This is a genomic window from Colwellia polaris (assembly GCF_002104515.1).
GTDB lineage: Bacteria > Pseudomonadota > Gammaproteobacteria > Enterobacterales > Alteromonadaceae > Cognaticolwellia > Cognaticolwellia polaris.
In genome coordinates, this window is sequence record NZ_NBOE01000003.1 from 128850 (window position 1) to 153142 (window position 24293).

Sequence of the window (24293 nt, forward strand, 5' to 3'; positions counted from 1 at the left end):
AAATTTTCAGTAGCAAGGCGCTTGATTGAGCAATAGCAGGCTATTGCGATTGAAAGCAACGTAGATACTGGATATTTAAACCGCTTTAGAATGATCGATTGTTTATATCAATTGGTATTTTACTCATTTGAGCTAGTCTATGGCGAGTCCAGAGAAGCGACTCACTTGCTGACTTACGCCACTTTGCCAAACACTTTGACTACTGGCTATACTTAAGTGCTGCTTCGCTCGAGTGATGCCAGTATATAATAATTCACGCGACAATAATCTATTGTCTTTTTGTTCAGGCAACACCATAGCAACATGTTTAAATTCACTGCCTTGAGTTTTATGGATAGTCATCGCGTAAACTGTTTCAAATTTCGGTAAACGTGAAGGTAAAATCCAAGTATATCCGCCCGTAGCATCTTCAAAAACAGCCATTAAATGGCCTTCGCTATTGCGCCAAAGTACGCCAATATCACCATTATAAACGCCAAGCCGGTAGTCATTTTCGTTTATCATGATCGGTTGAGCGGCATATAAAGGGTTGTTAGATTCGAAGCGATTAAAGCCAATAACACCTTTATTACGCAAAATATCAATCACTAGAGCATTCAGGCTTTCAACACCTTGTGGGCCTTTGCGGGTAGAAGATAAAATTCTAAACTTTGCCAGTAATGCAAAAGCATCTTCAACTTTTTTACATTGTGATAAAGGTACGTAATATTGCTCAACCAAAGGCGTTAACCAAGTTTCAATGTTGCCTGATAATAAGGTTAGTTGTTTGTTTTTAGCCAAAGGTTCATTTTGTGGCGAACTTTCCAGTGTTTCATTTTGTTTTAATAACTGCCAACTTTCTTGATATTGGCCATTAATAACCAAGTTAGCGATTATGCCTATGCCACCTTCTCCATCAAAGCGACGGCTTTTTAATAAAAAGGTAACGCAATCGCTAGCGCTGTATTGGTTATAATGGCTATTACTGGTGTTAAAGGTGTTATTCGTGTTAGCTAAGTCATCTTTAATTAACGATTGATAACCCGTTACTTGGCTTAAATATTGATGATTTAAGGCGCTAAAACCGATATGAGGTCTTGGCGCAAAATCAGCGAGTACACTCCCAACGGCAACTGAAGGTAATTGGTCAGCATCACCTAATAAAATAACTTTAGTACGTGTTGGCAAGGCGCGGAAAATGCGTGTCATCATAGGTAAATCAACCATAGAGACTTCATCTATCAATAAAATATCGATATCGAGTTTATTCTCTTGGTGATGACGAAAGTTAACTTGCTCAGGTATAACGCCAAGTAGCCTATGAATGGTTTTTGCGCTTTCAGGAATGAGATCTAATATTTTGTCGTCAATACTACCACGAAAATCTGCTACAGCTTTGGTGATAGATTCAGATAAGCGTTGAGCGGCCTTACCTGTTGGGGCAACTAAAGAAATTTTCGGAACTATAAAACTGTCGCCACTTTTAGCTTTAGCTAACATCAAGAGCGCGGCAAGTAACTTAGTAACAGTATAGGTTTTACCTGTGCCTGGGCCACCAGCAATAATAGCAAAATCTTTATTAATAGCATTTGCAACCGCCACTGCTTGCCAATCAATTTCACTTGTTTGTATATCATTCGCTTGTAAGTTGCTTTGAGCAGCTAAATCTGGAAATAAGGTAGCGATAATATTTTTAATATTGCCCGTATCATTTTGCTCTTTATTTCCTGTTTCGTTATGCCCTTCATCAGCGATCTCAAAATGGCTAACATCTGAGTCTAAAAATGGGCCTGCAATGCTTCTTCTTGATCGCACCACCTGCTTTAATTCTTCTTCAAATTGATAATAGCGTCGTAAATACAAACGTTCGTGGTTTAATACTATCGGTTGTGGTTGATCATCGTCTTTGCTATGCGAATTTGCTAAAGGTAATTCAGCCAACAGTTCAGTGATAATGGTTAAGTCAGCAAATAAAAAGCCTTGAGGTGTTAAGTCATTTGAATTATTACTGTCGGAAAATAAACGTTTACCTGCAACTTCGTTCAGAGGTAAGCAACTATGGCCATCACGCAAACTGGCGCTTAATGCGATAAGTAAGTGAAACCATTGCTGCTGCTTTTGGCTAATTGTTATATCGGCATCGTTAGCGGCGTAACTTGATTCAAAGCTAATACACTGAATTAATTCTTTCGCGAAAAAGTAGTCTACAGCAACCAAACCATGTAACTGTTTAGCGGCCTGTTGAAACGACGTATAAATATTATCCACTTGGCGATCTGCTTGCTTTTCGCTGCTAATTATAGCTTCAGACATGTGTCGATTCTCCGGCAAAAATATTGTCGAGTTGTGCTAATTCTTCAAGGGTAATTTGACGATGATATACCCCACAACCTTGATGATCATTTTGATCTGTCATACCACGTAAATACAAATAATAAATACCACCGAAATGCTGCTGAGGATCGTAATCGGCTAAAGCATATTTTAAATGTCGATGCAGTGCCAAAGCATAAATAAGGTATTGTAAGTCGTAATGATTTTTTTCAATATTTTTCCGCATTGCTGCATCGTTATAATCACTGAAGTTATCACCTAAGTGACTAGATTTATAATCGCAAACATAATACTTACCATCGGCTTGAAAAATCAAATCGATAAAACCGTGCATCATACCTTTAAGTTGTTGATAAGATGGAAGGTGTACACGATGTTGCGGCGATGCTTGATTGCTTTTACTACCTTGACTACCTTTGTTAGTTATAGCGAAGTTATTTCTATGTTCGGTCAGCAGTTTAGTTAATGCACTACTACTCGCTGAGCGCATAGGGTAATAAAACTCGGTTTCACGTAAAGTATCTTGTAGTGTTAATTGAGATAAAGACAAGGTGTTGTCTTGATTCAATGGCGTTAGTAGCACTTGCTCTAACCAAGCAACTAGCAATGTATAGCCATGATCTTGTGCGTTACTTTCTAGGCTTCCATCATTTTTTAATGAAGTTTCTAAAATGGCATCCGCTGCACCGTCAAGAGTAACGTCAATAGCGCCATACTTTACCAACGGCCAATGACAACTTTTTTGCCAATCAGGGGCTGAGAAATCGGTTTGTTCTAAAATATCATGCAGTAAATTTCCGGTTTGTGCACCTTTGGTTAAGGAAAATCGAAGGGCTAAATTGTGTTGTGTTGGTGTTGTAAACATAGCTTCTTGTTCATCAGCGAGCAATGTTTCCTGGTTATCACGATCTGGCGCTGAAACACCGTTATGACGCAGATTTTTACTCAAGGCTGAAAAAGAACTTAACCACCAATCACGCTCAATGCTACCGTTAAATTTAGCAACCTCAGGCGTAACTTTAGCGACATTTTCGCTATGGTTGTTTGAAATCGCTGAGCTGGAGAGGGTTTCATTCGGCGATAGGTCAGCCGATAAATAATTATCAAATACTTCAAGGGCGATTTCGTCTGGATTATCATGTGCTAATTGCTGCAAACTGGCTGGAATATCAGTTTCGGTTCCCCACTTTAAAGTTTTGCCTAAAGGTGACTTTTGAAAACTGTCAAACGCGGTACTGAGAATATAACAGCGTTTTTCTGCGCGAGTTACCGCAACATAAAGCAAACGTATAGCTTCTGCATAGGCTTCTGATGCCATGCGTAATTTTGCATCTTCAGTGCCATCAAGACTATGGTGAACCCCACCGTTATCATCATGATGCTCAATAAAGGTTACATTTCTAGGGCCAAACTTCAGAGGGTCTTTATGGCGAGTAGCAAACGGTACAAACACCACGGGATATTCCATGCCCTTAGAGCCATGTTGGGTAATAATCCGAATCAGGTTTTCATCGCTTTCTAATCGAAGCTCAGCTTCAACCTCTGGATTGTCGATTTGGCTTTGTTGCTCAAACCAAAACAGCAGTTCTTGAGGGTGACGATGACGTTGACTTGCCCCTTGCAGTAATTCAAACAAGTGCAACAAATTGGTCAGTATACGATCGGCGTCGCTGTCATTGTCATCACTCATATCAATATGAAAATGTTGATGCATTAACTGCAATGCCATACTAATAAAGCCCTTAAACTGCCATTCATTACGCAGTTTTTCAAAGCTAATTTTTAAGTGCTGCCATTGCTGCTCGTCTTGTTGCAGTTGCAGTAATTTATCGCGTTTGAAGCCCATTAATGGGCTTGCTAAAGCGGCAGTATATAAACGGTCGTTCTCTAAAAAAAGAATACCTTTTAATACTTGCAGCAAATGTTTAGTTTCATCGCTTTGCAATAAGTTCGCGCGATTACTCATAAATACACTGGCTAAATCACACGCATTTAAGGCCATTTTAATATCGGCAGCTTCAGTGCCATCGCGCACTAATAGCGCGATATCGCCACTGACCATATTAAGTGTTGGATTTGCTAACAAACGTACAATTTCGTTGGCGCACCACGTAGCCATAGCGACTCGATAACCTTGTTTTACCGGCTTATCTTTACCGTCTTTGCCCTTAGTTTCAGACTCAACATTAAAATGCACAAATTGCAGGGCATTAAATTGGCTATCTAAAAACAGTTTTTCGTCTGCCTTGGGTGATGCTTTAACCGGTAAATATGGAATTTGATAACCAAACACATCTACTGCATCGCCTGTTAGTTTATTGCCATAAAACAAACGGTTATAGCCGGTGATCATAGCCGCACTTGAACGCCAGTTAGTGTCCATTACCCATTGAAAATCGCAGTCGTTTCGCGCAGAGAGATAGGCAAAAATATCGCCACCACGAAAACCATAAATCGCTTGTTTAGGATCGCCAATCATATAAAGTGCAGCATTAGGCTGATGGTAGTAAATTGCTTTTAAAATAGAGAATTGCTGAGGGTCGGTATCTTGAAATTCGTCAATTAGCGCAACTGGAAATTGCGAAAATATGCTGTTAGCTAAAAACTGTGTGGGGGTATTTTCTTGTCTGTGTTCAAGCTCGTCTGATGTTAACTTATCTATTGTTAACTTATCTATTGATAACTCGCCTGCTTGTTCATTAATTAAACATTGATTTAATGTACTGATTAAATCGTCAAAGCCCATAACATTGGCTTGGAGTTTTTTACGGTCGATTTGTTGGCGAATATGATAAATGCCCTTTCGCACTTCCAGTAAAGCGTATGCGCGATTAAGTTGTTTAGCGAGTTCTGGGTGCTGCTTTTTAACAACATTTACCGCAGCAAAAATTTCAACCAACTCGGTTTTAACTTTTGAGCGCGCATATCGCCTGCCATCAATAAAGGCATCAGGCATTTTTCCATGTTGGCCAGTAACATCAGCCGACAGTGCTTGCAGCCAGTTTAATAATAAATCTAATTCTTGCTGGCGCTTTTCACGCTCAAGCCCTTTTTTTACATCAATTAGCGACTCGGTTAACATCGCTTTATGTTCATTTAAGCTCGCAATAGCTTGTTCAACTAACGCTTTAAATTCCACACTAATGTTTGTGGGGTCTTGCACGTTCAGCACATTTTCTGTACTTAATGCTTTAGAAAACTGTTGAATAAAACTGCTCGGCTCTGACCAAAACTCGGTAACAAGCTTAAAGGCTTGGCTGTTATTTTCGCTGTCTAGGGCTAACACTCGATACCAATCTTGGCAGGCTTCTAAGGTAATGTCTTGAGTGTCAGTTTCCATTTGGGCATTAAAGCTAATGCCGCTAGCAAAAGCATATTGGTTCAGCACACGTTTACAAAAACCATGTATGGTAAAAATAGCCGCTTCGTCGATATACAATAAAGCTTGGGTTAAACGTGCTTTTACTTCTAAACTGCCAATATTTTTCTTGGCTAAGTTCGCGCTTAAACTTTTAAAGTAGTCATCGCTAACAATTAAACTGTCCCAGCTATATAAGCTTTCTCGAATAAAATCATCAATACGACCTCGAATTTCTTCGGTGGCATCTTTGGTGAATGTCATTACCAAAATTTGCTCTATTGGTAATTCTCGCTCTAATAATAAGCGTAAAAATATACGGGTAATATTGTGCGTTTTACCGGTGCCGGCACTGGCTTCAATTAAATGTTTACCTTGCAGTGCAATAGTATTGGCATTTAAATTTTTCATTTTTTAGCTCCTTGCTTTGCGCTAACCTTTACTGTTTGCAAAGCATCGAACATGGGCTGATATATACCCAATAATTTTGCTGAAACTTGATTGTATTCGGGGCATTTTGGCCAAAAGTATCGTATGTAAGCATCATCACCAAAAGCTTGAAAGCTGTTACTGTCTGCCCAAAACTGTTCAAGCTCTGTTTGTTCAAATGCTTTACTTTTACGTATTTTTTCAGCGAGTTCGCCATTAAGTAACAAGGGTTGGTGTTGGCCTAAATAAAAGCTTGCCAATAAACGTAGTAATTGCCCTTTCGCATCTTCTATATTGCTAAAGTAAAACTGGCTTGGTTTCTGGCTTTTGGTGTCAAAATAATAACCATGAGTGGCACTAATCCCGGTAAATAACTCGGCGTTCTCTTGCGCTACACCGGCTTGTGCTATTTGAATAATTAACTGATGCAAATACAAGGTAAATAAGTCTTTTGCTTTCGCACTACTGCTGCGATAAAACACCGCTTTGTTATCTACAATGGTGATTTTACTGCTCAGCGTTAAGCATTTAGGCAGCACGGCTTTTAATATTGTCAGCTCATGGTTTGAATATAAGCCATCAGCCTGCGCAGTTAAATTGCCTAACGCGCTGGCTAAATTAAGCGTAATACTACAATCTATCGGCTCGATATTTAACGCATCGGTTTGTGCTAATTCAGTCATAATAAACTGACTGAAATCTTCGCTGTCTTTTTGCCAACCTTTAATAAGCTCGTCAGTACTGGGTAAATCGGGCAAATTGCCTGAAAGCCTGGCACTGAGCAAAATATCTTCAACACTTTGTTTACTTTGAGTTGGGGCAATATAGTAATTAAGCAGCTCTTGTCTTAATAAATAACTATCGAGATGATTTGGCACAAAGGGCTCAACATCATTTATTAAGGTATCAGTACTATCTAAATATAAATAAAGCGCTTGTTGCGCATAATAACGTGCAGGATGCTGATAAAAACGAATAACATCATTCGCCGATAATAGGCAATCAACAATTTCAGTGCTGTTTTCAAGCATGGATAACGGCTTGTCTAATGATAAGTCGCTTGCTGTTAACTGATCTTCGTTGTTATCACCTTTTTCTGTTCGGCGTAAGTTCAACCAATTAGCGTCGAAGCTTGCAAAGCGGCCAAGATAGTTTTTCTCACTAAACGCCTGCATGGGTAATTGTCGAACTTGGTTAAATTCATTGTTGGGGTTAGTACTTTCAATATCAGCATTTAACCCCAGTAATTTCCAGCCGTAACCGCGGGCAAGATATTCCATTAATTCTTTTAAAACTAACGATGGCTGTCGGTCTTTATTGTTGCGAATATTTTTGCCTTGATAACTTAAATATAAAGCTTGTCGGGCAGAAATAAGCGCTTCTAAAAATAAGTATCTGTCGTCACCACGGCGCGATCTGTCACCTAATTGTGCCGGTGTTGTGCTCATTAAATCAAAACTTAACGGTTGGCGTTGACGTGGAAACTCACCATCATTTAAGCCAAGAACAGCAATGATTTTGAAAGGAATACTGCGCATAGGTAGCATTGAACAAAAGGTGACTTGGCCTATCATAAACTGGCGACCAGGGTCTGGCTGACTGAAATGGCTGTTTAAAAAATCGCGAATAACCGCCAAGCTAATGTCGCTGTTATAAGCTGCGTGTTGGCAATATTCAACTAAAGACTCAACAGCGCTGCGCACAACATTGAGACCGTTATCGTTTTGATCGTCGAAGAGTTGTTGTAATAATTCAAACAAAAATTTCTGCCATTGAGAGGCTGTGCGCGCCTTTGACATGTTAGTGGCGGTTATTTGTAACTGCTCAATAATCAACATCAATTTACCAAGAAGTTCACTATCGCTGCCTTCTATGCTCGGCAATAACATTTGGTTTTGATAAATAGCGCTGTGATCGCCAAAAGCAAAACCGCGCATTAAGCGCGATAAACCTTGCTGCCAGGTAAAGCTATTACTGGTGTTATGTAAACTGTTGGTATCAGACGTTTCACTTTGCGACAGCACTTGTTGTTTATGCGCTTTATCTAGTCCCCAATGCACACTTGAAATTTCTAACCAATGGGTGATTTTTTCAATGTCTTCTAGGCTAATACCAAAGCGAGCTTGCATCGCTGGCAAGCGCAACAAAGCAATTAAACTCGATACCTGAAAACGACTATCGGGTAACGTTAATAACTGTGCAAACGCGGCCACTAATGGCTCAGCATCTTTACTGATTCGATCGGCAATTGAACATGGCAGTGGTGGTACTTCGTCAGCAATATCTTGCCAACCGCGGGTAAAAACTGCATTAACATAAGGCGCATATTGTTCAACTTGCGGACACATCACTAAAACATCTTTTGGTGTTAAGCTTTTATCTTGGTTGAATTGATGTAATAGCCAGTCGTGTAAACCTTGTACTTCTCGCAGTGCGCTGTGTGCACTGGTGATTAAAATTGAGCCATCAACTTTAGCCGCTTGTTGCTGGCTTTTTGACTCTGCTGAGCGCGCATCGGTTAGTGATAAAATATCTTGCTGAACACTTGCCAACACATTGGCTTGTGCAAAAGCTTCTGGGCTTGGAATAACGTTGTCTGCTGTTGTCGAATCTTCGCTGGCTAGATCTGCCACGGCTGACTCAAATACATCAATATTGATGGTACTGTATTGATATAACAAGGCCATAAATTCTCGACCTTGCTGGCCTAAATTGGCTAACAACGGATTACCTACTTGCCGGTTTATATCAGCTAAATCATGGCTATCTTTTTCAGGTTGTTCATCGTCAACAAACAAACCTAATTGTTGTGTTTGCTCATCGCTAGTTTTATCAATTGCTTGCTCTACTTCATTAAAACTTGTGCCATTTAGCCAAGCTTCAATAGCATTTTTTTCCGTTACCACATCGCCCCAATAAGCATAACAAGGGTTTAAGTGGAAAAAGTGCACATCAATTTTAGCACTCAAAGCACTAATAAATTCAAGCCAAAGCGGCGCCATGGCATTAATGCCAAAAAACGATAAGCGATGCTTCAAGTCCATTGCTTTTAATCGATCAACATTATTGAGATTCTTTATTGCCAGAGCGACTAATTCTTGTGGATTATAAGGTTGTTCACGTACCAATAAATACCAGAGCTTACCTTGCCAAACAGCATTACTTTCTAGCGTTAGGTCGATAACGTCTGATGCACTATCGCTCGAGGAATGAGTTTGATCAAAAGCAGGAAATTCGCCTTGATGCCAAGCATGGATCCACTCAGGCCTAAATATTAAATATTGCTCGTATAAATCAGCTAACTGACAGGCTAATTGATAACGCTTTAACTGCTCTGCTTCGCTATATAGTGTATTTACCGTATCTGTTGAATTCGCTTGCCAATAGGTGCTTGCCACCGCAAAGGTTTTATCACTAATAACCTCATCAGACCCTAATAAGGTATCAATTCGCCAGGCGAGTACTTCGCGAGAATAAGGCGATTGCTCTGGAACGTCTTCATCGCTGGCTAGATTTCTGATTAAATTCCACAAAAATTGCGACGGTAAAGCATAGCGCATATTCATGCTGATGCCGCGCTGTTCAGCCAGCGACATATTCAGCCAATGTTGCATGCCAGCATTTTGCACTATAACGGTGTCTTGAGCGAAAACAGGAAGTGGGGAAAGTTGCTGAATTTTATCGAGCAATACTAACAAATTTTCCATTTTATTAGCGGGATAAAGATAGAACAAATGCGCGCCTTTTTAGCCATTTTTCTTATGGCTAAATTTAACCACATCAAGGCTGATAACACTAGCGGTTGTTGTGCATTATCGAGGGAATAGCACGGTTAATGAAGTAAGCTATGTAACTCATTAGCTTACTTTATTACCCTAGCTTGACTCATTGTTGCCACTTTGATTTTATCCCCGTTCGTTAACAGCTCGTACTGACCATAGTTTGATGCATAATTTGATGCAATTGGTTTGATGCATAACTTGATGCATAACTTGATGCAATTGGTTTGATGCATAGCTTGATGAAATGTATCAGGCAGAACTTAGTGCATTAGTTCGCCGGTATATCTGTCTCTACCTTTCCAATATAAACATTCTGGACAATGTTCACCTTCAGGATAATCAATACCTTCTTCATGCGGACAACCAAATATTTGCTCAATCATACTGACAGAATTAGCGCCGTTGTCGTCTATAAATGCCAATATCTCTTGAAATACTTGTTCTGATTTTCTTAAGTCGGAAGTCGAAAACCATTTTTTCACAGGCTCTGCTTCTGCGCCATCAAAGGCGATAATCGCACAAACCACTTTAGATGCTTTGGTATTGTCAGCACCGTAAAATGCGATAGTGGCGATTGGGTAGCCTTTATCACCTTTTCTCAGTTTTTTGTTCAACAACTTTTTATGTTTGCCTTGCGCCATGTTAGTTCTCCTTTGAGAAAGTTGCTTCTATCTTCGTGATATGTTCTTCAACTATAAAGTTTTCTCTGCAGCAGCAATATAAAATACCGGTATAATCAATGCCAAAATATTTGGCTGTCAATTTAAAAGGCTCAATAAAACAATCAGGTGCTTTGGTATCCGTACCTGTTGCAAGAATAGAGCAACTTTTCCCGTTAAGTGCCCTACCCAAAGCTTTCTCAATAGTCAGCAAATCTGATAATCGGTCAACAAACAGTTTCATTTGAGCGCTCATCGCATACCAATAAACCGGTGTTGCAAAAATTAAATGGTCGTATTTCACCAACACGTTAATCAAAGTAATAAAATCATCATTTTGATTGTTATGTTGATAATCGTAGGGGGAGATTACGTAGTCTTTTAAATTAAATAAATCGCAGGGTTGATGTTTAAGGTATAAATCAACTAGCTGATGAGTATTACCATCTGCACGAGAAGTAGCCAATATAATCGCTGTTTTCATTCAATCTCCATACTTTTGATTAAAGATTCCTGCGGTATTTTTACGTTATCAAATGATAACGTTCTAACACATATTCAGCTGTTAATAAGCTAACGTTACCGTGCTAGTTTTATCTCTATACCTTTCGCTTTAAACCAAATAAAAAACGCAAAGTATTAAAAGGCTTAATAATAAATAAACAAATTCCACAAGTGATAAGTAAAGCGGATAAAAACAGCGCAACAGCTTTGATCCAAATAGCTGTTTGCCAACTAATAATATAAAAGCCGATGACAACAATCACCGTTTGATGAAAAACATAAAACGGATAAATGAGTTCATTACTCAGACGTAACCACTGTGGTGTTTTTTTCAAATAAAATTGGGCATAGCCCAAAATAGTTAACAAAGCAGACCATGAAACTAAGCAACACACCAACCACCATATTGACCATCGAATATTTAATGACAAATATGCACTCAGATCAGGAGAATAGTAATAGCCATAAAAAAAGACTGTGCTGATTAAAAGCATCATTAAATGATAAAAACGATGTTCACAAACCCTTTGCCAAAGATGCTTGTTAGCCACAAAGATCATACCTGTAATAAAAAAGAACAAGTAATAAGTCGATGAAGATAAGTTTTCAATTTTGTTATCGTCGCTAGGAAACCATAAAGAAAAACTGATTTTTATCGCTATCAGTAAACCAACGAATAAAAATAACCCACCGTTAAACTTGGTCAGCTCAACAAGGTATTTAAACACCTTAGCACTTGTCTTAGTGTTTAAAATTATATTCAAGGGAATGGCCAGCAACGAGAAGACAATAAGGTATTCTATAAACCAAAGATGATTAGTGGAGAAGTTAAGCGCAAGTGACGGATATGCTTGCCAATATGACGGGTATTGGTTGATATTTTCAATATAACTTTGCGGAGGAACAACCAATAACATGCCAATGATAAGCGGAATTAAAAGCCTTAATAACTTATCAGCAGCAAACTTTTTAGCTGATATTTTTGACAGTAAAATAACCGCGCCAGCACCAGAAATAAAAAATAAAATAGGTAACCTAAACTGCTCAAAATACACCATGACATCGTCAAGTAACTTGCTAGATTCATTATTCATAATATGCCAATTATCACCATTAAACGGCATCAAAACATGATGAATAAAGACAGCAAATATTAATATTACCCTTAACCAATCGAGCTCGGTTAACCTTTGATTACTGTCTATTTTCACTTGTTAATCCTTCCTTAAAATAACAAAGTTGCAGTGTATGTAACGCTATGACGCTTTTGGCGCAAACATAATAATAGCCATACCAATTAACGCGATTGAACCACCAACAATGTCCCAAAGCGAGGGTTTGATGCCGTCAACGCCCCAAAGCCATAATATAGCAACAAAAATATAAACGCCGCCATAAGCGGCATATACTCGACCTGCAGCTGTTGGATGCAAAGTTAAAAGCCAAGCAAATAAGGCCAGACTCGCCGCTGCGGGAATTAAAAGCAAAATGCTCTTATCTTGTTTTAGCCAAAGGTAAGGCAAGTAACAACCGATAATTTCAGCCAAAGCAGTTAAGGCAAATAGTGCAATGGTTTTAAGTTCAAACATTAAACAGATCTCATAAAATTAACTTAAATAAAATTAGACCCAGCTAGGTTAAGCACAGTTATTAGCGGCGAAATAGACGAGTAAGTTATTATTTAAACTTCGAATGATTCGTTTCAAGCCATTGCTATTGCATTTAGTGGCAATATTTAATGCTAAGGTGCAGTGACAAATTGCAATGGCCTTTTTCAAGAATGATCAGCTTAGCATTAACTGGCTTTTTTAACGGCTGATTTAACTACTTCACTCACCACTTCGCCGCTTGAGTTTTCAAGCCACACCTCTGAGCCATTTTTAGTTAACTTACCGTTCACTTTATAGCGTTCTCCAGCAACAGGGGTGAACTCAATGTCACCCGTTACTAGCATACTATCACCAAACATTGCTTGCCCGTCGGTAGCAAATTGCACAAAACCGGCAATAGAAATAATTTGCGATATGGTAGCGACTTCTCTAGACACCATAGTAGGCGTCATATTAAAGCCCCGACCTGAATTAACTACTCGTGTTTTATAACCACTGTCTTCGATAGCTAAACCGTTAACTTTGTTAACAATATAAAAATGAGCGGTAGAACCCTCATGATTTGAAAATGAATCAGAAATGGTGCTTGTAGTGCCAGAATAACCTTCAGGCAAAGAGCTTTTAAATGAAACACAACCAGACAATAGAAGTAACGAGGTGACTAATACAATAAATTTTTTCAAGGTAATCTCCATATTTTTATTAAAATTTATAACCTAGCATAAAAGGTATTTACGTTTTACAACAAAGGAATTTGCTAAACTAAGCAAATATGCTTGCTAATATAATGAACAAATTTACTGGCATTGTAAAAGCTAAATGTTTAAAAGCTCAATATAAAACCTTTGATTAGCCCTGTGTTTACTAAACTGTGTCTACCAAGCACAATACTTAGCAATGACAATAGTATTCGAACTGAAAACAACGTACGCATTAATACTGTTAGCATTGAAGGAGACTTACCTAAGATAAATTTTATGCTAACGATATCTCTCTTCCCAACAAGCACTGTCTAAATAAAATTCATATTCAGAATCAAACATTAACTTTATCATCAGATAGCCTAAAACACCTTGCCTAGTGGTCAATATGTCAGTATTCTACGCGGCCTTTAAATCACTGGAGTTCACATGATTGGATTTGATTACGGCACCTCAAATTGCGCTGTCGGTGTTATGGAAAATAACAGCCCAAAACTTTTATCTTTAGGTGATCATGGGCGCTATATTTCGTCAACCTTGTACGCACCAAGTCGTGACGTTATTGTAAATTGGTTACATAAGAACCTCTCAGAATCTGAACAAAAAAACTTTCAGTTACAGCGCCAGCATCAACTACAAAAAGGTAAAAACACGTTACGTGAATTAACGCTAGATGGTTACCCTACCGATTTGTCATTTGGTCAACAAGCCTTAAATAATTACTTACAAGAGCCTGATGAAGGCTATTACATTAAATCCCCTAAATCTTTTTTAGGCGCGAGTGGATTACTGCCACAGCAAATTGATTTATTTGAAGATATTGTTGCCGCCATGATGAGCAACGTAAAAAACCTTACCGAAGAAAGTCTAGGTCGAAGTGTTACGCAAACGGTTATTGGTCGCCCTATTAACTTCCAAGGTTTACGCGGTGAAAAAAGTAATTTACAAGCATTAAAAATATTAACCAATGCAGCTAAACGCGTTGGCTTTAAAGATGTTGAATTTCAATTTGAACCCGTTGCAGCAGGCTTTGAATATGAAGCAAGCCTAACCCAAGAAACTAAAGTATTAATAGTAGATATTGGCGGCGGTACAACCGATTGTTCGATGTTATTAATGGGCCCTAAACAAGCGAAATCTGCCGATAGAAATACTGATTTATTGAGTCATAGTGGTGAGCGTGTTGGTGGTAATGACTTTGATATAGCATTTGCTTTAAAAGGTTTGATGCCAAGCTTTGGCTTAAATAGCTTACTAAAAACGGGCAAACCTATGCCGAGTAACAGCTTTTGGCAAGCAATGGCCATTAATAATATTAATGACCAAACCGAGTTTTACAGTGCAACAAATGCCAGATTTTTAGCGCAATTGATACGAGATGCAGAGCAACCTGCGTTATTATCGCGTTTATTGACAGTACAAAAACAAAAATTAAGTTATCGTGTAGTCAATGCTGCCGAACAAACTAAAATTGCTTTAACTGACCAATCTGAGCAATTAATCGATTTGTCTGATATCGACGAAGGACTTAACGTGCAACTAAACAGGGATGACTTTGCTGTAGCGTGTAAACGTGAACTTAACTCAATTGCCACGTTAATGAAAGATGCTATTACACAAGCAAATTGCCAACCTGATGTAGTTTTCGTTACTGGTGGTACCGCTAAATCGCCTATTTTGAATAAGTTTTTACAAGATCAATTTGCAAATACTGAAATCGTCATTGGTGATCATTTTGGTAGTGTAACTGCTGGGTTAACGCGTTGGGCACAAACTATTTATCGATAGCAACATAAAATAATATTGAGGTAGTTAAATTGATATCACAACTTAATTACCTCATTAAAACACTAAATCAACGTTACTATTTATCAATGAGATAACAACTTAACAGCCAATTCATTCGCTTCAAGATCACACCTCTTCAATTCGGTTTCGTCCTAAGTCTTTGGCCTTGTATAACGCATTATCTAATTTCTGATACAGCTTTTCAAAATTAGACTTAGAGTTTTTAACATAAGCTATTGAGAAGCTAGCAGTTACATGTAATTTTTCATTTGAGTCTAATGCCATAGGATTAGTTTCAAAGCTTTTTCTAATGCGCTCAACAATTATTTGGGCTGAAATTTTTTCTAAATCTTTCAAACACACAACAAACTCTTCACCACCAACCCTTCCAAAAAGGTCTTGTTGCCTGATATTACCCTTGGTTAATTTAACAATATGCTTTAACGCTTTATCACCAAAAATATGTGAGTACTTATCATTAACCGCTTTAAAGTCATCTAAATCAAAAAGAATAATCGCATGTACGTTACCCTGCTGACTATCTTTAAGGCTATTAATTTGTTCAAAAATAGCGCGTCTATTATTGATACGAGTTAACTCATCTGTTTCTGACAATTTTTTTTGTTTATTTTTCAAGTGCCAAACAAATAAACAAATTGCCACCAACAACAAAATTAAAATACCCGATAAAACTAAAACAATTTTTGAATTCTCTAATTTCGCAGAAACTAAGCCCAGTTCTAATGAAGCTAAATCTTGCTGCAACTCTGCAAAACCTAAAATAGACACCGAGTCTTGTTGATGAGCCAGTGAAGTTTTATTCAGTTCAATAAACTTTTCAAAGTGTTCATTCGCTAACTGAATTTGTCCTTGAGAAATATAATATTTAATTAAAAATTCGTAGTAGTAAATTAAGTTAGTTTCATTGGTCTGCTGGAGTAATGTGTCTTTATTGGCAATAAAATCATTAATACATTGGACTTTCTTATTTTCTACACAAGCGATTGCCTTATATAAAGCCATTCTATTATTTTTATGTAGACTTTGCGTGCTGCTTTGAAATGGTTCAAACTCTTCAAGAAGTGCTAACATTACATCGTATTGTTTATCTATATAGGCAAACTTTATTTGCAAAATTAACGATAAAACCTTGTAGTCTTGAGTATCTGTAAATAAATCTTTTCCTGCTTCAAACTTTTTAAAATACTCTTTACTATTTTCAATGGCTCCTGCATCTAAAAATTCAGTAGCAATAGCGTAATATGTCCAATGTATATCGTATTTATCCACTATAAACGCTAACTGCTTTATAAAAGTGTTAGCGGCAAGGTTGTACTGACCAATTGTCGAATATATTTCACCTATATTGAGGTAAGCATTACTGATAAATATATTATCGCCTTTATACGACTCTAATAGTTTTAAAAATAGTTTAATTTGTTCTACCGGCGTCACTTCAGAACAGTATTTAATTTCAGCCATGTCTAAATATTTCATAAAATCTTGAGAGGCATTAGTTAAGCTTGACTTGGTTTCATAAAAAAAATCACATGATTTTTTTTGTGAATATTTATAATAAAATTCAGTCAAATCATAAACAGCAATACTCAAAACGTCATGATTTACTTCTTCAATGGGTAACTGTGTAATTTTTTTTAATTGTCGTAGGTAATCTTCACTAAAGCCGAATTTACAAAAGATAGCTTTAGATTTTTGCCACAGTAACTTTGATCTTGCTAGGTTCGACAAGTCAACATTGTTAGCTAACAAAGCCTCGACTTTTTCATTTAACACGCTATCGACAGGACAAATATAATCGTGGGAAGGCTTTATGCTATTAAGTGTAATTTTCAAATCATTGGTACTTGCATTAGCAGAACATACAAATACACAATAAAACACTAGCGTTAATAGCAAAATGTTAATTTTCATAACTTAAAGTCCATTTAGCGTTTATATCCATTTTATTTTTATCATATAAAAACTACTTATTCTTACAGAAAATAATACTTCAGACTAACAAGCTGCCTGGTTAAAAATAATGATGTTACGAAAATATACATTCATAAAATTTATCAAAAACGTTAATTTAAGAAAATTTTAAAGAAAGAATTAAAGAGTTTACCTGATAAAACCCCATTACTCTTAATATTTATTTAATTGTGTATTATAAACAACCCTATGGGCACTAAAAGTTTTATAAAAAACCTGGTTGTCTTGCGCCCTGATGAATACAAAGGCTGAATTATACTTTCTTGATTACTTTTGAGTATTAAAAATTATTTCTAACCTTCAAAAACAACATTAATCACTTAAAGTTTGTATATATATATCCGAGATAAATCAACCTACAGTACTTGAGCAAGACACTTATATTGCCTACAATAGCGCACTTTTTATTTATTAACAGCACACATAAAATGACCGATACAAACTCACAACCGGCTTTACCTGATCGTCTTTCTATTAACCCTCGTAGCCCACATTATGTGGCTGCTGTATTCGAACATGAAATTGGCATTAAAATTAATGGCAAAGAACGTTTCGATGTTGAAGAGTATTGTATCAGCGAAGGTTGGATTAAAGTTGCAGCGGCTAAAGCACTCGATCGTCGCGGCCAACCTCTTTTAGTTTCTGTTAAAGGAACGGTAGAAGCATTTTATCGTTAGAATGTACAAAAATAGATAAGATAACCTTCTTGTCAAAATACCTGACAGGGTTTTGCATATTAATTCATGTGTTTTATAGCCCTGTTAGCGTTAGTAGCTAAAGAACCCATTTAAAAATTACGCTCTAAAAAGGCAAATTGAATAATTGCCTCGACCCAATAGCCTGTGTAAATGTCATCATAATGACTTACAGCTGAAACATTAATGATTTACATGCTTTAATGGCATGTTAACCTGTTTTTATACAAATATATTGATTAAGCCTGAAATGTCAGTAACTAACGCATTAAAAAGTAAAGCTCAGCCGAAAGTAGCATTAATTGTTGGTGCTAGTGGTTTGGTTGGTCAGCATTTACTCTCGCAACTATTAGCAAGTAAAAATTATAGCCAAGTCATTGCCTTAGTACGAAAACCGCTTGATGTTAATCATAATAAATTGATACAAAAACAAGTAGATTTTAATAATTTAGCACATAATTTAACGCAACTGACTAAGCCGAATAACGGTCAGGAAAAGTTAGATTTAAACGAAGATTATTTACCTAAAATAGATCATGTTTTTTGCACACTCGGCAGTACTATCAAAAAAGCAGGTTCTAAGTCAGCCTTTAAGCAAGTTGATTATTTATACCCTTTGCTCATCGCCAAGCACTTTTATCAAGAAAATGCTTCTTTATTCTGTGTAGTAACAGCAATGGCAGCCAATGAATCTTCAGCTATATTTTATAACCAAGTAAAAGGTCAGTTAGAGTCAGCAATATGTGATATTGGCTATCAGCACTTGGGAATATTTCGACCATCAATGTTATCAGGTCAACGAAATGAATATAGACTGGGTGAACAATTCGGCACGCTAGTGATGAATGCATTAGCTTTTATGATCCCAAAGAAATACCGCGTAATTAAAGCAAATAAAGTGGCGAATGCTATGTTAGCTTATGCTGAACATCCACCACTAGGTATTACTATTACTCAGTCAGATCAGCTGCAAAATCACTAAGGGTTTTGCCTGTCATTCGATAACCAACCCACTCTTCTTGCGCGACTGCACCTAACGAGTGATAAAACTCTCTAGAAGGTGTATTCCAATCTAAACAACTCCACTCAAATCTTGCACAATCTTTTTCAACCGCTATTTTAGCCATTGCTTTTAACAACTTAACACCAGCACCTTTACCTCGGTATTCTGGCATTACATACAAGTCTTCTAAATAAAGACCCGATTTTGCCAACCAAGTTGAGTAATTAAAGAAATAAATGGCAGAGCCAATAGCCACACCATCAAGCTCACAAATTAAAGCAAAAACATGGCTGTTCTCAGCAAAAATAGTTTCTTTAATGGTTTGTTCTGTTGCTAATACTTCATGTTCAGCTTTTTCATAAATAGCGAGATCTATAATAAATTTAAACAATATGCCGGTATCGTTTACTGTTGCTTTTCTTACAACTAAATTACTCACATTAGCTCCTGATTATTTGGTTTTTATTATGCATTTAATAGTAAATGCATAGAGTGTTAAATACTATTATTGATTATTTAAAGCGTGTCTAGCCCGTGCAACAATAGCAGTTGAAAATGTTTTAAATACGCCTTTTAACAACACCCAATGATGCCAGTATAAAGTTCTTATAATTTGGTGTTCAGGCATTAAACTTACCAGTTCTTTAGCATCGAGTTCAGCTTGTATTTGTAGTTTAGGTATTAAGCAATAGGCAATGCCATGTTTGGCAAAATTAACAAATGCTTCAGAAGACCTCACGGTGTGGCATGGATAAGAGCCCTTTTTTAAGCCAAAAATTTGCTCAATATAATCAATATGCATTTCATCTTTTTGATCATAAGCTACAGCAGGTGCAGTTGCTAATGCTTGTTGATTAATGCCCTTGGGAAAATAACGTGCAACAAAACTTGGCGAAGCAACTAACAAATATTGCATGTCTCCTAGCTTTTCAAAAGTACAACCAGGTAAAGCGTGCGGGTGCGTACTTAAAGCGCCAAACACTTCACCATCTTTTAAATAATTTATCGTTCTATTTTCGTCAGCAAGTCTAAAATTTACCGCAACATTATATTCGTGACAAACATCACCAATTGCCGAAATTAACCAAGTTGCCAAACTGTCAGCATTACTGGCAATATTTGCGGTTATTGTTTCGTGCTTTTTATCACCCGAAATATCAGGAAGAATATCTTGCTCGAGTAATTTAACCTGCTGATAGTGAGCAAGTAATTTTTTACCAATAATGGTTGCTTCAATAGGCTGACTTCTAATTAATACTGGCTGTCCTATTGCTTGCTCTAAGCTCTTAATACGTTGGGAAACTGCTGATTGTGTAACTGCTAAAACAGACGATGCTCGATCAAAGTTTTGTTCGTCTAGCACCACGCTCAACGCGTGGAGAAGTTTATAATCTAGCATGACTTTTCGCTCCAAAAATTTTAGTGATTAACTCACCTCACACACATTAGCAAAACTTATCAAAGATAAAAAACATTAATTATATTTATATACCAACATACGTTAGATTAGCCGCATTAACAAAACAGACAATCACTTTTTGGAGCAACAATGGTTTCCCCTCTTCTACAAGGCCTCTTTTTAGGCAGCAGTATGATTATTCCTCTTGGCGCGCAAAACTCGCACATACTTAACCATGGTATTAAAAGAAATCGTCATTTTTTGGCGGCCACCGTTTGCATGCTTTGTGATGTAATTCTTATTGCCATCGGCGTATTTGGCGGGGCTAAGCTAATCGCTACTTCACCTTCTTTAGTTATAGCTATATCTTGGGGAGGAATATTATTTTTGTCTGGTTATGCCTTTTTGTCTTTTCGCCAAGCTTGGCAAAATAATTATCAGAAAACGACAGAAGAAGGGATAAAAATTAATAACAAACCATGGCTAGTTATTATGTCTACACTCGCGGTTACACTGTTAAACCCACATGTTTACCTTGATACAGTATTAATTCTGGGCAGTGTTGGTGGTCAATTTGAAGGCAATGAAAAAGTCGCTTTTGCCGTTGGCACTATGCTGGCATCTATCCTTTGGTTTTATAGTTTAGCTGGAGCGGCAGCAAAAATGTCGCCTTGGTTAAGCAAAGCCAAAGTTAGAAGAAACATTGATATCATCGTTGGGCTAATAATGTGTGCAATTGCGGGTTCTTTATTTAATAACTTATAACTGACTAGACCAGCCTTTTCTGCCAATTACCGCCATGATATAGCGTGCAGTTTTCTTCACTGTCGAGCTCAATTTGGTTTTTGGCATTTTTTAATTCTATGCCAACATCAGCAAGTTGATTAATAATTTGTAGCGCCAAACTGTCTTTACTGCTTGATTTTAAATAGTGTGCAAGCTTGGCGTTACTATCAAAAACACATACAATTTTTAAGCTTTCCGGGAATTTATTAAAATTAACGGTATGCGTTAACCATTCAAAACCATCGATATCTTCTAACGCTGAATGACAAACTTGAGTTAGTGCTTTAACAATTTGATTATCTAATTTTTTATCTGATTTACGCATGTTATTTTAATATCACTTCTGCTTGATTGCATCTACAAACTTAACAGGGCCTTTATACAGTAACTGTACTCAATTTTACAGTTTGTTTTTATCCGTGTTATTGCGCGGCTCTTTAACAGCAGTTAAATCGATCATACAATTTAATTAGTTTTATTACCTAACCTGAGGTCGAGATAATAAGTGCTTGATACGCAAGTGAATCAAAAGCTTAAGTGGTAAAGTACATGCTATAGCAAGGTGAACATCACGAATAGACACCATCAATGCTTCATTTTATGCCATTTCCAAGGCAAAACGTTTATGAATAGCAACAAGCTATTTATCGACGTTTTAACGCAGATAATGGGTTAAAAGGAGTATTGAGCAAGTGCTGCTTACCCTGAGTTAAGGTTATCTATTTATTAGCAACTAGTCTGCCATAAATAATGTTAGAGATTTTCACCCATTTATTGAACAACATACAAGATTAATTATTCACTTACCATCGTATTTAACATTAAATTAATTCAACTATAAGTGAATAAAATCTTTAGGAAAACAACATGTTTTCAGGCATAATTATTTAATCATGACAAGGCAATTAACTGTTTAGGGGCAGACGATATAAGTGAATAATACCAAACTCACCCAAGACGAAAACCTATCGATTAAAGTTAGTTATCAGTTATTGCCTAATGATCATCAAAGACTTGATTTGTATTTCTCTCTACCTGTAGAAATGGGGATTGGTCCTAATACCTTGGCCGAAGAGCAATATTTTCATAGCAGTATTGAAAGCCACAGCGCTTATTATTCAGATCAGTTGCATTTACCCTTAGTTCGCAGCCGTTTTATCAGTCAAAAAAAAGGCGAACAGAGCGATTATCGCTTGAACCTTAACTTATTCTCTTACCAAATTTTAATTGCCTTAGATACCGATATAAAACAAACAATTAAAAAAAGAGAGAGTGAAAGCTTTTATCCTCAAGCTATTGTGCTGGCTGAACAAATATCGAGTTTATTGAAGAAACTGAGAAGGTACACGCCACCGGATAAAAAACTGAGCCCGTTTTTTGAAAATGCTGACAATTACCTGAGCTGGCAAGTTGAGCAGTCATTTTTAAAGCTATTATCTCGCGGGCCCAAAAGTAGCGATTTTACGACCGAGCGAAACTTTTTATTTGCATTATGTCGCAGCGAAAGTGAATACCGCGAAGCCAATCAATATAATTCAAAAACGACTTTGGATGATCCTAATCGAATAACCAATAAAATGCGTTTACTGCAAAGGTTAATTGAGTACGGAGTAGTACTTCAACAAGAAGTTAAAAGCCTTAATCAAAATTTAAAACGCATGGTAAGTGGCGCAGTAACTATGGTTATTATGGCCTTTGTGATGATGTTGGTGCTAAATGCGCGGGCTAACTTTACTGAAGTGACTATTGCATTAGTCGCAACATTGGGCTTTATTTACGGTTTAAGGGAAATATTTAAAGATGATATTACCCGAGTGCTTTGGCGCAGTATTCAAAGAGGTTTACCTAAATGGAGAAACATTTATACCAATAGTGTAAACAAAGTTCGCATTGCAACTCAAACTATTTGGCTAGAGTACATTCGTGATAAAGATCTGCCAAAGCAAGTAGATAAGTTATTTCAAAATAGACGTCATCAAAATAAGCAAGCCGCGCAGCTACTACATTTTCGCAGTGATATTAAGGTTAATGCAAAAAGCTTTATGCCTGGCTACGATGAAATTCAACAGCGCATTTTCTTTAATCTTACGCCTTTTATTCGCTTTCTCAAAAAAGGTGAAGGACGTTTGTATTCGCTTGACGGTAGTAAAATAACCAAACAAGCCGTAGAGCGTCGTTACCAAATTAATGTGGTTCTGATGCAAACGGATAAACAACACCTGCAAAAAATGCAACGCTATAAAATTACTTTAAATCGTTCAACAATCGTTAATATCGAAGCGATGAAAGCAGATGACGATGATTAAGCCTAATAAATACTCTTTTAATTGATGAGGTTTTTATCTGCTGAATTATTCGGTAGTTACCAAAGGTATTAAACGCCAATCGCCATGATATAGATTAAAACTATCACGCTTAGTAAAACCAATTAATGTTAAGTTGAAACGTTTAGCGGCTAATATGGCTAACTCAGAAGGCGCGCCAACAGCAATTAACACACTAATGCCCGCCATCACCGTTTTTTGCACTATTTCAAAACTAATGCGACCACTGACTAAAATACTATATTGAGATTGACAAGTATCGCGCTGTATTAAACTCGCGCCTAGTAATTTATCTAAAGCATTATGACGACCAATATCTTCTTTAAGATCAATTAAAACACCCTGTTGATCAAATAAAGCTGCCGCGTGAGAGCCGCCGGTTTGTACAAATTGAGACTGTGCTGCACGCATCAACGTTGGCATTGCACAGATAACGTTAAAAGCTAACCAATGTTTGTGCTCAGATAAAACCGGAGGGTTTTTCATTTCCAATGACTTTAGCGATGTTGTACCACATAAGCCACAACTACTATAGGTTACTTGAAAGCGCTCAAGCGATTTAATATCTGGCATAACGCCGGCTTTGAGTTTAACTTGCCATTCATTCTCTGTATTTATCTGATCAGATGTTTGAGCTTCATCTTGAGATATTTCAGGCGCAATATTTTCTATTTGTTGAAAACATTGAATAATGCCTTCAGATTGCATTAAGCCTATTATCAAAGCTTTATCGTTACCAGGTGTTCGCATCGTAATTGAAAAGATTTTACTTTGATAAGTTTGCTCATCAGTTTGTTGCCACAATAAGCGTATTTGTAATGGTTGTTCGACAATGACTTGGTCTAGTTGCAACATTTTACCTTGCGCACTATATCGAAACTTTACTAACTCTGCTGTAGCAAGTTCCAGATCTTGGTGTTGCTCTGTGGTTTTACTTTTGCTCATAGCAT

At 37.1% G+C, this 24293-nt stretch carries 18 protein-coding genes; 5 read left to right on the top strand and 13 right to left on the bottom strand.

Features of this window, described 5'->3' with window-relative positions; genetic code table 11:
* Positions 1 to 132: 132 nt before the first annotated feature.
* The 8 genes from recD to B6A32_RS07665 form a co-directional block, all read right to left on the bottom strand.
* Positions 133 to 2292, bottom strand: coding sequence for an exodeoxyribonuclease V subunit alpha (gene recD, locus B6A32_RS07630; protein ID WP_085302607.1), 2160 nt, complete (start codon positions 2290 to 2292; stop codon positions 133 to 135).
* Positions 2285 to 6082, bottom strand: coding sequence for a UvrD-helicase domain-containing protein (locus tag B6A32_RS07635; protein WP_085302609.1), 3798 nt, complete (start codon positions 6080 to 6082; stop codon positions 2285 to 2287). The genes recD and B6A32_RS07635 overlap by 8 nt, the downstream gene beginning before the upstream one ends.
* Positions 6079 to 9834 (bottom strand): exodeoxyribonuclease V subunit gamma, encoded by a 3756-nt coding sequence (gene recC, locus B6A32_RS07640; protein ID WP_085302611.1) that lies wholly within the window; start codon positions 9832 to 9834, stop codon positions 6079 to 6081. The genes B6A32_RS07635 and recC overlap by 4 nt, the downstream gene beginning before the upstream one ends.
* A 308-nt stretch (positions 9835 to 10142) precedes the next feature.
* Positions 10143 to 10523, bottom strand: a complete 381-nt coding sequence (locus B6A32_RS07645) for a hypothetical protein (protein ID WP_085302613.1) — start codon at positions 10521 to 10523, stop codon at positions 10143 to 10145.
* 1 nt (position 10524) lies between these two features.
* On the bottom strand, positions 10525 to 11025 hold the full coding sequence (locus B6A32_RS07650) for a flavodoxin family protein (RefSeq protein ID WP_085302615.1): 501 nt from the start codon (positions 11023 to 11025) through the stop codon (positions 10525 to 10527).
* A gap of 115 nt (positions 11026 to 11140) precedes the next feature.
* A complete protein-coding gene (locus B6A32_RS07655; RefSeq protein WP_085302617.1) occupies positions 11141 to 12256 on the bottom strand; it encodes an acyltransferase family protein in 1116 nt (371 codons plus the stop codon).
* A gap of 45 nt (positions 12257 to 12301) precedes the next feature.
* Positions 12302 to 12634: a YnfA family protein gene (locus B6A32_RS07660; protein WP_085302619.1), complete on the bottom strand. Its 333-nt coding sequence runs from the start codon at positions 12632 to 12634 to the stop codon at positions 12302 to 12304.
* A 206-nt stretch (positions 12635 to 12840) separates the two neighbouring features.
* On the bottom strand, positions 12841 to 13338 hold the full coding sequence (locus B6A32_RS07665) for a hypothetical protein (RefSeq protein WP_143327883.1): 498 nt from the start codon (positions 13336 to 13338) through the stop codon (positions 12841 to 12843).
* 447 nt (positions 13339 to 13785) lie between these two features.
* Between B6A32_RS07665 and yegD the strand changes: the two genes are divergently transcribed.
* On the top strand, positions 13786 to 15144 hold the full coding sequence (yegD, locus tag B6A32_RS07670; protein ID WP_085302623.1) for a molecular chaperone: 1359 nt from the start codon (positions 13786 to 13788) through the stop codon (positions 15142 to 15144).
* A gap of 126 nt (positions 15145 to 15270) precedes the next feature.
* Here yegD and B6A32_RS07675 read toward each other — a convergent pair whose 3' ends face one another.
* Positions 15271 to 17076, bottom strand: a complete 1806-nt coding sequence (locus tag B6A32_RS07675; RefSeq protein WP_085302625.1) for a GGDEF domain-containing protein — start codon at positions 17074 to 17076, stop codon at positions 15271 to 15273.
* Between the two features lie 488 nt (positions 17077 to 17564).
* Here B6A32_RS07675 and B6A32_RS07680 point away from each other — a divergent pair, with 488 nt between their 5' ends.
* Both B6A32_RS07680 and B6A32_RS07685 read left to right on the top strand, forming a co-directional pair.
* Entirely contained in the window at positions 17565 to 17813 is a 249-nt protein-coding gene (locus B6A32_RS07680) for a DUF3297 family protein (protein ID WP_085302628.1), read from the top strand.
* 268 nt (positions 17814 to 18081) lie between these two features.
* Positions 18082 to 18813, top strand: coding sequence for an SDR family oxidoreductase (locus tag B6A32_RS07685; protein ID WP_158088463.1), 732 nt, complete (start codon positions 18082 to 18084; stop codon positions 18811 to 18813).
* Here B6A32_RS07685 and B6A32_RS07690 read toward each other — a convergent pair.
* Complete coding sequence (locus tag B6A32_RS07690) at positions 18782 to 19273, bottom strand: GNAT family N-acetyltransferase (protein WP_085302632.1); 492 nt, start codon at positions 19271 to 19273, stop codon at positions 18782 to 18784. The genes B6A32_RS07685 and B6A32_RS07690 overlap by 32 nt on opposite strands.
* 66 nt (positions 19274 to 19339) lie before the next feature.
* Entirely contained in the window at positions 19340 to 20233 is an 894-nt protein-coding gene (locus B6A32_RS07695) for a LysR family transcriptional regulator ArgP (protein ID WP_085302634.1), read from the bottom strand.
* 192 nt (positions 20234 to 20425) lie between these two features.
* Here B6A32_RS07695 and B6A32_RS07700 point away from each other — a divergent pair, with 192 nt between their 5' ends.
* Entirely contained in the window at positions 20426 to 20998 is a 573-nt protein-coding gene (locus B6A32_RS07700) for a LysE/ArgO family amino acid transporter (RefSeq protein ID WP_233131355.1), read from the top strand.
* A 4-nt stretch (positions 20999 to 21002) separates the two neighbouring features.
* Here B6A32_RS07700 and B6A32_RS07705 read toward each other — a convergent pair whose 3' ends face one another.
* Positions 21003 to 21344 carry a Fis family transcriptional regulator gene (locus B6A32_RS07705; protein WP_085302639.1) on the bottom strand — a complete coding sequence of 114 codons (342 nt, stop codon included), beginning with the start codon at positions 21342 to 21344 and terminating at the stop codon, positions 21003 to 21005.
* A gap of 607 nt (positions 21345 to 21951) precedes the next feature.
* On the opposite strand from B6A32_RS07705, the gene B6A32_RS07710 reads away from it, so the two are divergent.
* On the top strand, positions 21952 to 23325 hold the full coding sequence (locus tag B6A32_RS07710; RefSeq protein ID WP_085302641.1) for a hypothetical protein: 1374 nt from the start codon (positions 21952 to 21954) through the stop codon (positions 23323 to 23325).
* Positions 23326 to 23370: 45 nt separating this feature from the next.
* On the opposite strand, the gene fdhD is transcribed toward B6A32_RS07710, so the two are convergent.
* Positions 23371 to 24288, bottom strand: a complete 918-nt coding sequence (gene fdhD / locus B6A32_RS07715) for a formate dehydrogenase accessory sulfurtransferase FdhD (protein WP_085302643.1) — start codon at positions 24286 to 24288, stop codon at positions 23371 to 23373.
* Between the last annotated feature and the right edge of the window lie 5 nt (positions 24289 to 24293).

Bases quoted from the DNA above. Each gene is read 5' to 3' on its own strand.
- recD (WP_085302607.1), bottom strand. From the start codon at position 2,292: ATGTCTGAAGCTATAATTAGCAGCGAAAAGCAAGCAGATCGCCAAGTG.
- B6A32_RS07635 (WP_085302609.1), bottom strand. From the start codon at position 6,082: ATGAAAAATTTAAATGCCAATACTATTGCACTGCAAGGTAAACATTTA.
- B6A32_RS07645 (WP_085302613.1), bottom strand. From the start codon at position 10,523: ATGGCGCAAGGCAAACATAAAAAGTTGTTGAACAAAAAACTGAGAAAA.
- B6A32_RS07650 (WP_085302615.1), bottom strand. From the start codon at position 11,025: ATGAAAACAGCGATTATATTGGCTACTTCTCGTGCAGATGGTAATACT.
- B6A32_RS07660 (WP_085302619.1), bottom strand. From the start codon at position 12,634: ATGTTTGAACTTAAAACCATTGCACTATTTGCCTTAACTGCTTTGGCT.
- yegD (WP_085302623.1), top strand. From the start codon at position 13,786: ATGATTGGATTTGATTACGGCACCTCAAATTGCGCTGTCGGTGTTATG.
- B6A32_RS07675 (WP_085302625.1), bottom strand. From the start codon at position 17,076: ATGAAAATTAACATTTTGCTATTAACGCTAGTGTTTTATTGTGTATTT.
- B6A32_RS07680 (WP_085302628.1), top strand. From the start codon at position 17,565: ATGACCGATACAAACTCACAACCGGCTTTACCTGATCGTCTTTCTATT.
- B6A32_RS07685 (WP_158088463.1), top strand. From the start codon at position 18,082: ATGTCAGTAACTAACGCATTAAAAAGTAAAGCTCAGCCGAAAGTAGCA.
- B6A32_RS07695 (WP_085302634.1), bottom strand. From the start codon at position 20,233: ATGCTAGATTATAAACTTCTCCACGCGTTGAGCGTGGTGCTAGACGAA.
- B6A32_RS07700 (WP_233131355.1), top strand. From the start codon at position 20,426: ATGATTATTCCTCTTGGCGCGCAAAACTCGCACATACTTAACCATGGT.
- B6A32_RS07705 (WP_085302639.1), bottom strand. From the start codon at position 21,344: ATGCGTAAATCAGATAAAAAATTAGATAATCAAATTGTTAAAGCACTA.
- fdhD (WP_085302643.1), bottom strand. From the start codon at position 24,288: ATGAGCAAAAGTAAAACCACAGAGCAACACCAAGATCTGGAACTTGCT.